This window comes from Legionella sp. PC997, assembly GCF_014109825.1.
Classification (GTDB): domain Bacteria; phylum Pseudomonadota; class Gammaproteobacteria; order Legionellales; family Legionellaceae; genus Legionella.
Genome location: NZ_CP059576.1, coordinates 3,686,613 through 3,701,453 on the forward strand (window position 1 = coordinate 3,686,613; position 14,841 = coordinate 3,701,453).

A 14,841-nucleotide genomic window follows, 5' to 3' on the forward strand; every position below is an offset into this window, starting at 1 on the left:
TCATGAGGTGGGGTATGCCAATTTCATTTGAATCTTGTATAGATAAATTAAATTCTTTTTGTTTGGCCCAGGAGAAGAGTTTAGGCTTTTTTGGTTTTTTTGGTTTCCAAGGAAAAAAACCGGTCCTATCAATAATTAACCTATTGAGTGATACTCAGTTATCCCCTCTGCAAAGAAACCACCAAGCGATAAAAAAAATAAGCACGCTCCTTGCTGATCCCCAATATTCTTCTGATCCCAAACTCAAAACTCTATTGAATAATGTGAAAGAAGATTTAATACGATTTCTTTATAATGAACGAATTTTTATTTATAAGGGCGACACTGAAAGTTGGGCTAATTGTCAAAATATAAATGCTCTACACATAGGTTCTACTATAAAGGCGGGGAATTATTATTGTCAAAGAACACTTCAACAATGGTTAGAGTTTGCTTCCTACCAACAAACTCCCTACCAATTGAATGAGAGCGATTGTGGATGGAAACTTCATTTTTCTTTTGATCGTGAAACACCCGGAAATTTTGAAAAAGGCATAAATGTTGTGATGAAGCACTTAGTAGAAAAAAATATTCCTTTATTCAAAATTATTCCAGAAGACAAACCCATATCCCCCAATACAACAGGAAAAGATGTAACCGTTTATCTTTCCGACAATCGACCGATAAGTGAATGGGAACATTTAATCCAGGAAATCGAACATTCTCTAGCAACAGAAGATGTCATACCTGGTAAACAAGCAAATCATACCCATATGATTCAAGGAGGAAGATTTACTTCCTACCGAAATGATAAAGATCCGCAGGGAAATTACACGCAACAAGGATTCAATCCAGCGAACGAACCTGATGAGTTGGAAAACATTCGTGTGCCTTCTTTATCTTCTTCTGTTCCTACCATGTAGGTCAGGCCCCCATTCCGTAGGGTGGAATAGAGTTGAATGGGTTTTTCAGTTATGAGTGGAAGATTCAGATAGGTAGATGTGATGTGATTTTAGCTAAGAAGTTATTATATTTTGGTTATATAATAACTTCTTTCTCGATCTAATTTGTTAGTAATTGCATCCATCAAGTATCTTGTCTTTTCGGTCTGCTGTACACAATCCAAAGAACTTATCAGCATCTCCATCGGTTGGTTGCTTATCAAATAAGGCAAAATAATAAGAATCGAAATCATCAGATCGAGTCTTCCACCAATTATAATAAGTCCCTTCATTGGCTAAAGACGCATCTGGATTTTGTTGAGCCGATCCCTGACTTGGCCAGCCCTCTTCGGTTACAATAATTTCTTTTCCGGGAAATTTATTTTTGATGGCTTCATAACGATTCATAAATTCAGTTGCTGCACCGGATATAGGGGTATACGGTTTACTACTCCAATAAGGGTAAATATTAGCGCCAATGAAATCGAGTTTCCCAATAATTCCATAAGGATCACTTGCAGCTAACTTCAATAAAGCCCCATCTTGTTGTGCAGTTCCAATCACTGTTTTATTCCCTATTCCACTTTTAATACGGCTAATATCCTCAGAAATATGTTTTTGTACTAAGGTATTTGGTTGGGAAAAATTCCAGTTGGTAATGTCCTCATTTCCTACTGCAATTCCAATAATGCATTTTTTATTATCTTTGTTGTATTTATTCACACTCGCAATAGCATCATCTACCTGTTTTTTTCGAGCAATATCGCACCAGTTATCACAATGATCTTTTCCTGGATCAAACTCATACACTCCTAACATTAATTTTAGCCCTAAAGGACATGCTATATCAGCCATAGTTGCTGTACTTTTGCCATCTACCGTAGAAATTCCGGCATAAAATGTCTTAATGATCGTAAATCCATTTTGTTGTGCGATACGAAGATCTTTTATAATTTCGTTTTTCATGCCCTGTAAATTGTTCTTTATCTGGGCATCGGTGAACGCTTTGCTGTGGGCAGGATCATAATTAATCCCACGATCTATTGCCCAACAAGAAAACGCAACCAAGGAGAGCATGCCGCCAATTAATGATTTCATTGTGAACTCCAAAAGAGCATTTAACTAATTTTAGGCACATAACCCACGCTCTTCAAGTAACACCTCTTGAAAATCTCTTCCCCAACGATCCCGCCCCCAACCATCATAAAGCAATTAATTAGTTCATTTTTTTCGTTTTTTTACCGCGTAAAACAAAAAACCTACAAATTGTCTATAATTATTTTGTCCCGATAATAAAAGTGACAGCTTTGGCTTAATCTTATTTTTAAAAAATAATGAATTATATTTTTGAACTTTAACCATGAGGACAAGTAAAATGGATCTAAGTAAACGTATAGAACCAAAAACCTGGGCTTTCATTGAAAAAATCAAGAAAGCTGGGGGTAAACCGCTTTATGATCTTCCGGTGCAAGAAGGAAGGGCTATTTTTGATAAATTGCAAGAATTGCCTTTAGAAAAAGAAAAAACTGAAGTGGATATTGAAGATCGTTTTATTCAACACGCGAATGGTAAATTAGACCTTCGCATTGTTCGTCCTAAAGGCTCAAAAGAAAAACTTCCAGTAGTTATGTTCTATCATGGAGCAGGTTGGGTTTTTGGTGACTGGCAAACTCATGGTCGTCTTGTCCGTGAACTCTCAGTGGGTGCACATGCTGCCATTGTATTTGTCAATTATTCTTTAGCACCTGAAGCACAATATCCAACGCAAATTGAAGAGGATTACACCGCATTAAAGTATGTTGCAGAGCATGGTAAGGAATTAAATCTAGATACCTCTCGTTTAGCGGTGGCCGGCGATAGTGTTGGTGGAAATATGGCAGCAGTAATGACGCTACTTGCAAAACAGCGTGGTGGGCCAAAAATTGATTACCAAGTGCTTATTTATCCTGTAACTGATGCAAATTTTGAAAATGATTCCTATAAAGAATTTGCTGATGGTCCATGGTTAACCAAAAAAGCAATGGAATGGTTCTGGGATAATTATTTACCTGATAAATCAAAAAGAAATGAAATAACAGCGTGTCCCTTACGAGCGACTACTGAGCAACTTAAAGGATTACCTCCTGCACTTGTAATCAACGGTGAATGCGATGTATTGCGGGATGAAGGTGAGGCTTATGAGCATAAGCTTAATGAAGCAGGTGTACCCGTTACTGGGATTCGTCATCATGGCACCATTCATGATTTTCTTATGATCAATGAACTTGCTGATACTCCAGCATGTCGCAATGCCATTGAAACCATTAATAGTCATTTGCGTATGGTCTTTGCCAAAAAGCACTAATTCATATGTGTTGAGGATACTGCACGCATGCAGTATCCCCCTTATTTTGACTAAGACAATTCAAGATCGGAGATGGTTTTTTTTTCAGAATCTCTTTTTTTAACTCCGGTGAATAAGGGTTCTTGATATCCCCCTGGAACTCCATTTTTGGAAAAAACAATTTGCCATAACTGGTTCGTGCGTGCTCGAAATGTACCTGCGCAGGCCAATAAATAATAGCGCCACATCCGATAAAATCGCTGGTCATAATGCTCTTTTAAGTAGTCCCAATTTCGTTCAAAATGTTCATGCCATGCCATTAGAGTATGATCATAATAAGCACCGAAATTTGCCCAGTTTTCCATGGTAAATACTCCCTCCGAAGCATGACTAATTTGTGCCATAGAGGGAATCATTCCGTTTGGAAAAATATATTTGTTAATCCAAGGGTCTGCTGTAGTGGTAGTCGAATTACCGCCAATAGTATGTAACAAAAATAAACCATTATCCTTGAGACACTCACGGGCTTTTTGCATATAGGTACGGTAATTCCGATAACCGACATGCTCAAACATTCCTAAAGAGACTACCCGATCAAATTGTTCATGAACATCGCGATAATCCTGAAAACGGATCTCAATGGGTAGCCCGGAACAGTTCTGTTTTGCATATTCAAATTGTTCTTTGGATATGGTGATACCGACAACATTGACTCCGTAATTTTCAGCAGCATATTTTGCAAGAGCCCCAAAGCCACAGCCTATATCAAGTACCCGCATCCCTGGCTCAAGTTTTAATTTTTGGCAGCTTAATTCTAATTTATTTAATTGTGCGGTTTCTAGATCATTCGCATTTTTCCAGTACCCACACGTATAATTCATGCGACTGTCTAACATGGATTTAAATAAATCATTTCCCAAATCATAATGTTTTCGACCCACTTCCAGGGCACGCTTTTTTGATTGATGGTTAATCAACTTTAACCAAAGTAATTTCGGCCATAACCATTTGTCGGATTTAATTTTTTGATCCAACTGAGCCAGGAGAATGCGTGTAAAAAATTGATCGAGACTTTTACACTCCCACCATCCATCCATATAGGACTCACCAAGTGCCAATGAGCCGCCGTTAAAAATACGGGCATACAATGCTTCATTGTTAATTTGAATATCCCAGGGTTCACTCCCATTGGGAGTGATTCCTGCTGAATGCAAAAGGTCCGTTACAATTTCTTTAATTTGTTGGTTCATTAGTAGACTCATCCCTTTGTACTACACACCTTAAAAAAATCTAGTAAGTAATTTCTTAGCAAATAATAGTACTTACTTATCCTATGTCCCTAGATAGCAAAAGTCTTCATACACTACTCATCTTATGCATTCAATACAAACAATCATAAGCAAAAAATATCATCTATCAATCTATCTTAATGCAATGAGATATTTAATTAAACTCATCTTCCTCAATAAAATAATATACTGATTTCCCAATCAAGGCATTATGTATTACCTTATCATCATGAATGTAGTATAGATGCTATAAAAACTCATCAAATTTTATTAATCACTACCCGCAACGCTTGCAACTTTAAAGCAGTACTGTGAATAAATTCCTCACTATCAATAAGTTGTTTTTTGTAAAAAGCAATCTCTTCCTCTCGTATCGAGGGATTAATCTTTTTTAAAGCATCCAGTCGTTTTACTTCATGAGAGATATTTTGTTTCATTTGTACTGTTGCTTTCTCCAAAAGCTCTTGTAGTTGCGCTTCTGCTACTTTTTTACTTTGTACCAATATATTCTCTAGATCCGCACGAATCTGTTGAATGATTGGGTATCCTAAATGACGTTTCACAGGCTCACACAATTGATTCAATTGTGTATAATCCAAGATTTTGGAAAGATCCTTTCCTGAAACATCCATAAGCACTCGAATTGGTGTAAGTGGTAAAAAACGATCTAATTGTAAATATTTCGGCGCTGCGCAATTCGCTGTAAAAAAGGATTCTAAAAATAACGTTCCAGGTTTTATGCTTTTAATTGAGATGGTCGCTAAAGTTGCATTACCTACCTCTGAATCCAGGATCATTTCCATAGATTCACTAACCATTGGATGTTCCCAACTTAGGAATTCAACATCCTCACGCACCAAAGCTTTGGAACGCGAATAAGTTATCGTCACCCCATCCTCTTTTAGCCCTGGGAAATGACTGGATTTCATATGATCTGTGGGACGCAATATCTCTGAAGCTTCAGAATGGTATTCATGATCGATGCCATATTCCTGAAACACTTGAGCCATATAGTTTTCCAAACCCAAACAGTTTTCTTCTGCTTCAATAGCTGCAATCAATTCTTCTGCTTCTGGTGCGTTGCACGAGTTTAACTCCAACAGCCGATCGCGTCCCTCATGAAGTGCTTGATTAATTTGTTCCGCTCGCTGTTTAGTCTCGACAATCAGTTGTTCCAATGCTTCATTATTTGCATCTACCGTATCCAGAATAGGCAGTAACTGATCTTCAAATTCTTCATAAAGAGTAAAACCAACAGAGCAACTTTTGGTAAATAAATTAATCCCTTCGTGATACCAGCGAAACAATTTTTCTTGTACCGTATTCAACAGATAAGGAACATAAATTTCTATAGCATGACGCTGACCTATCCGATCAAGTCGGCCAATACGTTGTTCCAGTAAATCAGGGTTTAATGGTAAATCAAACAAGACTAAATGATGAGCAAATTGAAAGTTTCGACCTTCACTTCCTATCTCAGAACAAATAAGGGCCTGCGCGCCATTTTCTTGTTCCGCAAAATAAGCTGCAGCCCGATCGCGTTCAATGATCGATAGGCCTTCATGAAAAGAAGTAGAGCGAAGCCCTACCTTTACTTTTAAATACTGATCCAATGCCATGGCGGTATTTGCTTTGGCACAAATAACCAGCACTTTTTGGGGGAAAACCGCATTGATTTTGTCTGCTAACCATCTCACCCTAGGATCATGTTCAAGCCACAATTCCTTCGCTACAAGTTGTTCGGGATAAAGCTTTCTCTGTCCTTTTTGTTCCTCCAGAGAAGTGTAAATAGCAGGACACTCCAAAGGATTCGCATGCACTCGACGCTCAGGAAAACCCTGAATCGCTGCACGGGTATTACGAAATAGGACACGACCCGTACCATGTCGGTCGAGTAAATCTTTAATGATTTGACTCATATCCAACCCAGTTATTTTGCCCAAAAAGGCTTCTAATTGAGATTTGTGTTCTGGTTTTAAGGCGTCCGTGGATGTGTGCTCGCCATAAGTTAGCAATTCTTGTACTAACTTATTAATGTGCTGGTACCCTTCTTCTTCTTTTTTAAATACAGAAAAATCATAAAAGCGCGAAGGATCCAGCAGTCTTAAACGAGCAAAATGACTGGCGATTCCCGCTTGTTCTGGTGTCGCAGTCAGCAGCAATAAACCTTTGCTTTGTCCCGCTAGTTCTTCAATACACTCATACTCAGGACTTTTTTCTTTCTCGGCCCAATGCAAGTGATGCGCTTCATCGACAATTAACAAATCCCACTCACTACTGAGCGCATGCTGGCGTGCTTTTTCATGTTCCATTAAAAAATCTAAACTGCATAAAACCAATTGTTCATTTTCAAAAAGATTCTCTTGCGTTGTACCGATCTGCATCCCTTCTTCTTCATCTAATTCGTATACAAGTTCATAGCGCTCCGCATCAATTATGGAGAAATACAAATTAAAACGACGAATCATCTCCACAAGCCATTGATGAATCAAAGTTTGCGGTACCACAATCAAAACTCGATTAGCACGGCCGGTACATAACTGATAATGGAGAACCATACCTGCTTCTATGGTCTTACCAAGTCCTACCTCATCGGCAAGCAAAACTCTAGGGGCATAACGTTGTGCTACTTCCCGGGCGATATAAACCTGGTGCTTCAGATGGCTGGTTCGTGAACCCAACAATCCCCTCACTGGAGATTGCTGAAGTCTACTGACATGATTGAGCGTATCAATTCTCAATTTAAATGTATTTAACTTATCAAGCAATCCACTAAAAAGTCTTTGTTCTGGAGTGTTGAGCTGGATAAAACAATCCAGAGATAGCTCACTAATGCGATGCTCCTTCCCTTCTTCATCTACTCCTGTATAAAACATCAATCCTTGACGTTCTTCAACCTGAATTACATACATTTTTTGTTGATCAGATGTAATTACTTCTTCACCAGCTTTATAAATGATACGACTTAGTGGCGCACTATCTGTAGAATAAATTCGTTCCTCACCAGCAGCCGGAAAACTTAAACTCACTTGCCTGCCATTTAACTCAATAATGATCCCTAAGCCCAGTTGTGTTTCGGTGTTGCTAATCCAGCGTTGCCCAATATTAAATGTCATAAAAAATTCATCTTTAATTGTTAAGTGCGGATAAAATAATCAAAAATTAAAATAAACTCAACTTGACTTGTATCCTTTTTTTGAATAGCATGACTCGGTTTTAAACAACTTGAGGGGCATACAATGGATGCAAAATTAGATGACAATGTGGAAGAACAATTTTACTCTACCCAAAGAACATCAAATACAACTTATAGAAGAAAAGCAGCACCAGTTAAGATTGAGGCCGAAAGCTCAATTTTTGATCTTTGCTTAGGATCTAAAGAAGTAAGGGAAAAAGCCCAAAAGCAATTTAAAGAGCAACGAACGGAAGCCATTTCCAATATCAAAAGAGTAACCCCTGGTTTCTTTACACCCTATACAAACAAAACCGAATTCGGTATTTTCGCAGCAGCTCCACTTCCTTCTCCCGTCATTTTATCCTTGGTAAGTGCTGCAACTGCAATCACTGCCGTAGGAGCCGCACTAACTGCTTTAGGAAGTTTAGTTTTTGCCGCAGGTTCAGGATTACATGGGTTACGCAAACCTGAAGCCAAAGAAACGGCACACGAGGCATTACTGGTTGCAGCTAAGGCTGGTATTGTTGCGGCAATTTGTACTGCAATTTCAATTGCTGCTGCTGTAGCGGCCGTTCTTATAGCTCCAGTAGCCTTGGCTTATTTTGTTACTCGTTCTGGTGCGACTATTATTGATGCGATGTCTCGTTGCCTTCCTTGTTGTTCTTCGGAAGAAAATGAAAGATCCTATACAATTAGTATGAGTAATTAAGCAAGATGATTTAAAGTTGGGCTACAAAGCCCAACTCCTCATGCAATATATTTTTAACTCGTTAAATAATTCCTATTTAATGAGTAAACCTCTTATTCATTCTAAAAAACAAATATTCCTTGTTTTTTTAAGTTATCCTGGTTAAAAATAGTAGGCACAGGAAGATTATTCAACAGAAAGGAAATCGTATGGCTACCAACGTAGAAGAGCTTCAACATCTTATCGAAATTGATACCCCCCAAACTAAACCAATAGACTCAGAACAAGTCCCGATAGAAGAAAGAGTAAAAGCTCAATTAAAAATTCTCAATGAAGATTCAGGACAAGATAAGCTCCAAAAAATTACCATTACCAAAGAGCTATTTGATGAAATTAAGAAAAGCCTCCAAAATACAATCAAAAGCATGGAAAAGAATCCGAGTATTTTCTCACGTGCTGCAGAATACTGGGGTGAGTTGCCACTTTGGCAAAAAATTGTTGGCGGTGTCGTATTAACTGTTCCTACTTTAATCATTGGAATCATGGCACATGTAGGTTTCCTTTTGGCACTTTGTGGCGTCACCGCGGTTACTTATACCGCAGGAGGAGTCATTCTGGATGATCATCATAAATGCAGTACTAGTGCTGTAGAAAGTTTACAAAAAGGAATTTTAGGGCTGGCGGATCTTTTAGAACTTACTATTAGTGCATTAGAGATTATTCGTAAACAATTAGTAGTGGAAATTCAAAAATTTGCCAAAGAAAATGCAACCCTTGTAGAGAATATCGAACAGTTAAGCAAACAGATTGATGAGATAGACAAACAAATTTTAGCTACCTCCGGAATCAATAAGGCCTTAGGTGAAACCAAAGATGGATTAGAAGCAGTCTCTAGTCAGCTCAAAGACGACGTTAGTCTAAATGCTGAATTTTTACAACAAAACCAAGTGAAGTTAGATCGCATAACTGAGGCATACAGTAATAGTAAAAAAGAATTAGCAGAAAAAATCGAGGAAATTAAAAAAGTTAAGTTAGAGCTTGAAGCAGAACTTAGTAGAGCGAGAATGATGGTAGAGACTCTGAGTAGCACCGTAAAAGAATTATCCAACACGGTCATTGGAGAGGATCAACGCAATGCGTTTAAAGAAAAAATAGATGCCTTTATCCAACAGAAAGAAGGAACTTTTTTAGGAATAGCGACTGATTTCGAACGATCTGGACAGAAGTTTAAACAGGTGCAACAAGAGCTTGAGACTACAAATGGCAAATATGAAGAACTCCTGAAAAAGCAAGAGGAACATATTACTGTACTCGCAACGCTTAGAAATCAGGCTCCTACAGAACAAATGCCCCGAACTTCGTTTGGTGAGTTACTGGGCAAGAATGGAATTTATGCCACAAAGCAAGAAACACCCACCCAGGATGGAACACCCTCTTCCTCACTTGAACTAAACTAGAATTACCCAGGGTTAAAATAAACAGGGTAGTCTAGTGGAGTGAAATGAAAGTCGGTTTTCTGGTCGAAAGTTCTGGGGTAAGGGCTGACGCCCTTCCCAGACTAAACCTTTAAGTTGACGACAGTACCCTCACTTATTCTTTCCTACCCTCTAAATTCAAACCATATGCTTCTAAGGCTGCTATAACTGAGGGGCGTTGGCTAATTCGATGATACCATTTGATTAAATGAGGAAATTGTTTCTCATCGATGTTTTGTTGGTAAAAAATTTGAAAACAATAAATCCAGGGCCAAATAGCCATATCCGCAATAGTATAGTCAGAGCCGCCTATATAGATGGCATGCGTTAACTGTTTTTCTATAATACCAAGCAAACGCTCACTTTCATCCGCATAACGTTTGATTGCATAGGGAATCTTTTCCTCTGCACGGTGAAAATGACCTAATTGACCAAACATAGGTCCGATATGTGCAGCTTGAAAAAAACACCATTGTAAAATTCTATATTTATCTTGGGGTGATTCGGGTAAAAATTTATGATGCTTCTCTGCAAGATATTGCAAAATTGCCACACTTTCAGACAAATAAAAGTCTTTTTCCGAATCATACAACACTGGAATTTTATTATTCGGTGAAATTTTTAAAAATTCCGGATTAAATTGTTCTCCTTTGGAAATATCTATTAATTCAATCGTATACGATTGACCCAACTCATGGAGCATAATGATTGGTTTAATCCCATTAGGTGTACCAAATGAATATAAGGTGTACATAAGACCTCCCTGTTTTAATCCTAAATTGAAGCGAGTGTAATTTTATTCAATTATGCAGTCTGGCTCTGCTGCAAAAAGATAGATGCTTAAAAAATCTTAAATTTTGGGCAGATCTTACTGTAAATCCCAAATTGTTCATTAATAAAGGATCCTTCTGTACGCGTTCCATACATCCAAATATTAACTGTCCTTTTTTTAAACATCCGCATGATTTCAAACTCTTAATCGTAGCATAGGACTGAAGACCTTTCACTGGATTAACAAGTCCCTTTAGCATGCAATACCTGCTTCCAATCGATTAAGACGATATTTGCTTAACGTGTGCGGCAAGCGTATTAGAACCCTGACCACATTAAGGTCTATGAGCTTCCTGTTCTGTAGATTTGTCATAAATCTTGTTTTCTTTAGTAAGTACTTGTAATCTGTGACGTTCACGAACTGCCTCATACTCGGTTAAACAAATTTTTCCTGGGCTTGTAAACACAGTTTTAAATAAACCGTTTAATCTTAAACAGTTACCGAGTTTAGGTAATACAGCAATCTTTCTGAAAACAACATAACTTTCACGATCACTAGGAATTTGCTCTGCCTCGAGCTCTTGAAACCGAGAATCTTTCTTTATTTTTCTGTTAAGTAAGGAGCTATCAGGGTTTTGTTGAATTATTGACCCTTGAAATTCCAAAGGATAAGCCAAAGTATCTTTTGCGTCAGAACCATCAGGAAAAATATTTATCATATTATATAGTCTTATTTTCTCCTCTCTTGCAACTAATTCTAAAGGAAGCCTATCTTCTAACTTTGAGAGAGCTTCATTTACTACATCACCAGTTAAAAAATAACATTTTCTGAGATGTATCATATTGGCAAGATTCAAAGCAATTAAACCTCCATCAACAACATATAATGATAAGACCCACATACAATGAGCCATAAAGTTTTGCCATTTAGCATCATCAATATATTCTTGTTCTTCGTAGCCTCCATTTGATTTTTTATTATATTGCTCAAGATTTCTATATGGAGGAGAAGTAATTGCTAAGTTAAATTTTCCAATATTATCAGTGTCAATTGTAACTTCCTCAATTTTTTTAGGAATATGTTGTGATATAAATCTATCTTTACCCGAGAATGGTTTAAATAGATGAGTCATTTGCTCATAAGGTTCAATTAAAGCCGGGTTAGGATCAATACTTAGGTAGGAATCTATTGAGGGATGTGCTAATGCAGCTATTCTACGAGCTCCCCATCCTCCACACAGATCAAGAAAATGAATTCGTTCCGCTTTGAATTGATAATGCTTTTTTAATACTTCAATCACCTTCAGCAATATAATTGGAGAATACTGAGAGACTGCTAACTGCCGAGTAAGTACTTGGTTAATCTCTTTAATTCCAATTGATTTTGGCAAATTACCAATTGAAGAAACCCCTTGAGCATGTAAACGAAACAATTCCCGCAATTTATATGTTATAGCTGAATTATTTTCCTGCCACATGTCATAGACAGAAACTTTTCTTGCACCAGCAGTTGCTTTAAACCGTTCAATTTGGGTGAAGAATTCAACGGCGGTTTTACCTGTTTTATCACCTTTTTGCGATACAACGGTATGATAAAGGGGATAGGAGCCGTTTTGTGTATACCCATTACTTAGTAAATCTTCACTTTGTTTAACCAGCTCTTTAAAATCCCGAATCGCTTCTTCCTCACTTATTGGACGTCGAGGAAAAGGCATTGGGTTAAGGGGATTAGCATAAATTTCTTTAATACATCGAAGGGCCATTATTTGAGAATACAAATTATGAATAATTTCTGTAACATTTTTATTTATTTCAACATCATCGGCCTTTTCCCCATCTAAACTTTTACCCTCTTGCATTATAAATAAAGGAATTAATTCCTCAGATATATTGTGTAAACCTACCAGAAAAAAGTCATAATTGATATTAAGCATCTCATGAACAACGAATTGCTCTCGATCTGCAGCAAAAATATAAAATTGAGCATACTTCGAAATTATATCTTTCAGTTTAGTTCTATTTGTTTCCGGATCGGCAAGTAATTTCCAAGTGTTTTGAAGGGCTTTTATTTTTGAATTATAACCCCCGAGAGCAGGTATCCCATCGAGTAAGTTAAGAATGTTCTCATTTAGAAAAGAGCTTAATGCTAGTCCTGGCCGCCCATCTTGTTTTTGTCTTTTTTTGGCTGGTAATAAAGATGTAGAATCAATTGGGCTATTTCTTTGTTGTTTTGAATTTATTTGAGTGATGGACTCTTGTCTTTTTCTCTTCCTGGTTAATAAGGGATAAACTTCTTGAGAAATCCTAGTAAAAGTTTGACTCTCGCTGGGGATACTCGTTGCTACTTTCTCTTTTCCTTTTTCTAGTGGGGGAACATAGGGTTCTATAATTGGTAAATAGGGTGCTGGTGTTTGTAATGAGCGACTAGCTAAATTTGTTGGCGTCGCAGGTATACTATTAAAGGGCTGAGCAGTCCTGTCTTGTTCTTCACCTCTTTTAATAAAAGTCGGTTCATATTTACGTTTCATAATCTAATTTTCTCAAGCAAAAGGAATAAAGGAGGACACTCAAAACAATGTGACATTAATTTATTCTATATGAGCATTTATATGAATGTATGATTTTGGAAATAATCAATTTATAAAATGGAAATATTTGGTAAGCTAGTAGGACATCGTCAAGTTAACTACTGAATACACAAGAAAAAAGGAATAAATTATAAACTATATTCCGTTTTTGCAATGGAGCCTGAAGTCTTACTAGTGAACAAGATAATCTGCAATCTTGTCCTATTGATCATTTAAAATCTAAATCAACCTCTAACATGTACGCACGTTTTAGATGCAAGGTGCTTAGTTATTTTTTTTAGGCTATTCTTAGAAATCATAAGCAGTGAAAAGGATTAACATGAGCTTTAAAGATAAAGTGGCCATTCTTGGCAGTTCTCGCACGCCCTTTGTGAAATCGCAAACCTACTATTTAGGGAAATCCAATCAGGATTTGTTAGGTGCTGCATTGGCAGATCTGATCAATAAAACTAAAATTCAGGGTGAAATATTGGGTGATTTTATTGCCGGAGCCATTATGAATCATCCTTTTGATTGGAATCTGGCGCGCGAAACGGTTTTAGGGAGCTCCCTATCACCAGAGACCCCAGGATTAACCATCCAACGTGCCTGTGGTACTGGTTTAGAATCCATTAATTTGATTGCACTCAAAATTGCCAGTGGACAAATTACTGCGGGAATAGGTGGCGGGACGGATACCAATTCAGATACCCCATTAATTGGTCAAAGAAAATTAACCCATTTTTTAATTAAATTTAAACAAGCAAAAAGCTTTAAAGAAAAACTGGGAATGCTCAAAGAGTTCCGCTTAGGCATGTTAAAACCTCAATTACCCGAGGTTCGCGAACCCCGAACAGGTCTATCCATGGGGGATCATTGTGAATTGATGGTTAAAGAATGGCAAATTTCCCGCTTAGCTCAAGATCAATTGGCTTTTCACTCACATCAACATGCAGCACAAGCCTATGATGAAGGATTTTATGATGATCTGATTACACCGGTTGATTCCTTAAAACGTGATACGATTACTCGCAAAGATACTTCTTTGGAAAAATTAGGCGCCTTAAAACCCGCTTTTGATAAATCTGATAAAGGCAGCCTAACCGCAGGAAATTCAACCCCACTCACCGATGGAGCTTCTGTGGTACTATTGGGCTCTCCTCAATGGGCTGATAGTCATCAGCTAAAACCGCTCGCTTATTTTGTTGATTGTGAATTGGCCGCCGTAGATTTTGTACATGGTGCGGGCTTATTAATGGCACCGACGATTGCAGTTTCTCGTTTATTGGCCAGAAATCGACTCACCTTACACGATTTTGATTATTATGAAATTCATGAAGCCTTTGCCGGTCAAGTACTGTGTACTTTAAAAGCGTGGGAATCCCCTGAATATTGTCAAAAGGTTTTGAACCTCAAAAAACCTTTAGGGAGTATTGATCCGCAAAAAATGAATATTAAAGGCGGGAGCCTTGCTTTAGGTCATCCATTTGCAGCTACAGGTGGACGATTAGTCGGTGCTGCAGCCAAAATACTTGCCGATAAAGGGCAAGGACGTATTCTTTTAAGCGTTTGTACAGCCGGAGGGATGGGTGTTGCAGCTATTATTGAACGTTAGCTCAGCGTACCAATCCTT

Annotated in this window: 10 protein-coding genes; 5 read left to right on the plus strand and 5 right to left on the minus strand. The window is 37.7% G+C overall.

Annotated elements, in window-relative coordinates:
- Window positions 1–14: 14 nt before the first annotated feature.
- Window positions 15–902: a hypothetical protein gene (locus HBNCFIEN_RS16160; protein ID WP_182392078.1), complete on the plus strand. Its 888-nt coding sequence runs from the start codon at window positions 15–17 to the stop codon at window positions 900–902.
- A 147-nt stretch (window positions 903–1,049) separates the two neighbouring features.
- On the opposite strand, the gene HBNCFIEN_RS16165 is transcribed toward HBNCFIEN_RS16160, so the two are convergent.
- Window positions 1,050–2,018 (minus strand): hypothetical protein, encoded by a 969-nt coding sequence (locus HBNCFIEN_RS16165; RefSeq protein ID WP_182392079.1) that lies wholly within the window; start codon window positions 2,016–2,018, stop codon window positions 1,050–1,052.
- Between the two features lie 277 nt (window positions 2,019–2,295).
- On the opposite strand from HBNCFIEN_RS16165, the gene HBNCFIEN_RS16170 reads away from it, so the two are divergent.
- Entirely contained in the window at window positions 2,296–3,264 is a 969-nt protein-coding gene (locus HBNCFIEN_RS16170) for an alpha/beta hydrolase (protein ID WP_182392080.1), read from the plus strand.
- A 50-nt stretch (window positions 3,265–3,314) separates the two neighbouring features.
- On the opposite strand, the gene cfa is transcribed toward HBNCFIEN_RS16170, so the two are convergent.
- Window positions 3,315–4,493, minus strand: a complete 1,179-nt coding sequence (cfa, locus tag HBNCFIEN_RS16175) for a cyclopropane fatty acyl phospholipid synthase (protein ID WP_182392081.1) — start codon at window positions 4,491–4,493, stop codon at window positions 3,315–3,317.
- Between the two features lie 299 nt (window positions 4,494–4,792).
- Window positions 4,793–7,648 (minus strand): RNA polymerase-associated protein RapA, encoded by a 2,856-nt coding sequence (gene rapA, locus HBNCFIEN_RS16180; protein WP_182392082.1) that lies wholly within the window; start codon window positions 7,646–7,648, stop codon window positions 4,793–4,795.
- 123 nt (window positions 7,649–7,771) lie between these two features.
- On the opposite strand from rapA, the gene HBNCFIEN_RS16185 reads away from it, so the two are divergent.
- Both HBNCFIEN_RS16185 and HBNCFIEN_RS16190 read left to right on the plus strand, forming a co-directional pair.
- The gene (locus tag HBNCFIEN_RS16185) at window positions 7,772–8,416 is read left to right on the plus strand and encodes a hypothetical protein (protein WP_182392083.1); all 645 of its coding nucleotides are present in this window, start codon (window positions 7,772–7,774) and stop codon (window positions 8,414–8,416) included.
- 188 nt (window positions 8,417–8,604) lie between these two features.
- A complete protein-coding gene (locus HBNCFIEN_RS16190) occupies window positions 8,605–9,852 on the plus strand; it encodes a LegC2/C7 family Dot/Icm T4SS effector (RefSeq protein WP_182392084.1) in 1,248 nt (415 codons plus the stop codon).
- Between the two features lie 133 nt (window positions 9,853–9,985).
- Here the strand turns inward: HBNCFIEN_RS16190 and HBNCFIEN_RS16195 are convergent, their stop codons facing one another.
- Both HBNCFIEN_RS16195 and HBNCFIEN_RS16200 read right to left on the minus strand, forming a co-directional pair.
- The gene (locus HBNCFIEN_RS16195; protein ID WP_182392085.1) at window positions 9,986–10,624 is read right to left on the minus strand and encodes a glutathione S-transferase family protein; all 639 of its coding nucleotides are present in this window, start codon (window positions 10,622–10,624) and stop codon (window positions 9,986–9,988) included.
- Between the two features lie 352 nt (window positions 10,625–10,976).
- Window positions 10,977–13,169 carry a hypothetical protein gene (locus tag HBNCFIEN_RS16200; RefSeq protein WP_182392086.1) on the minus strand — a complete coding sequence of 731 codons (2,193 nt, stop codon included), beginning with the start codon at window positions 13,167–13,169 and terminating at the stop codon, window positions 10,977–10,979.
- Window positions 13,170–13,548: 379 nt separating this feature from the next.
- On the opposite strand from HBNCFIEN_RS16200, the gene HBNCFIEN_RS16205 reads away from it, so the two are divergent.
- Complete coding sequence (locus HBNCFIEN_RS16205; protein ID WP_182392087.1) at window positions 13,549–14,823, plus strand: acetyl-CoA C-acetyltransferase; 1,275 nt, start codon at window positions 13,549–13,551, stop codon at window positions 14,821–14,823.
- Window positions 14,824–14,841 lie beyond the last annotated feature (18 nt).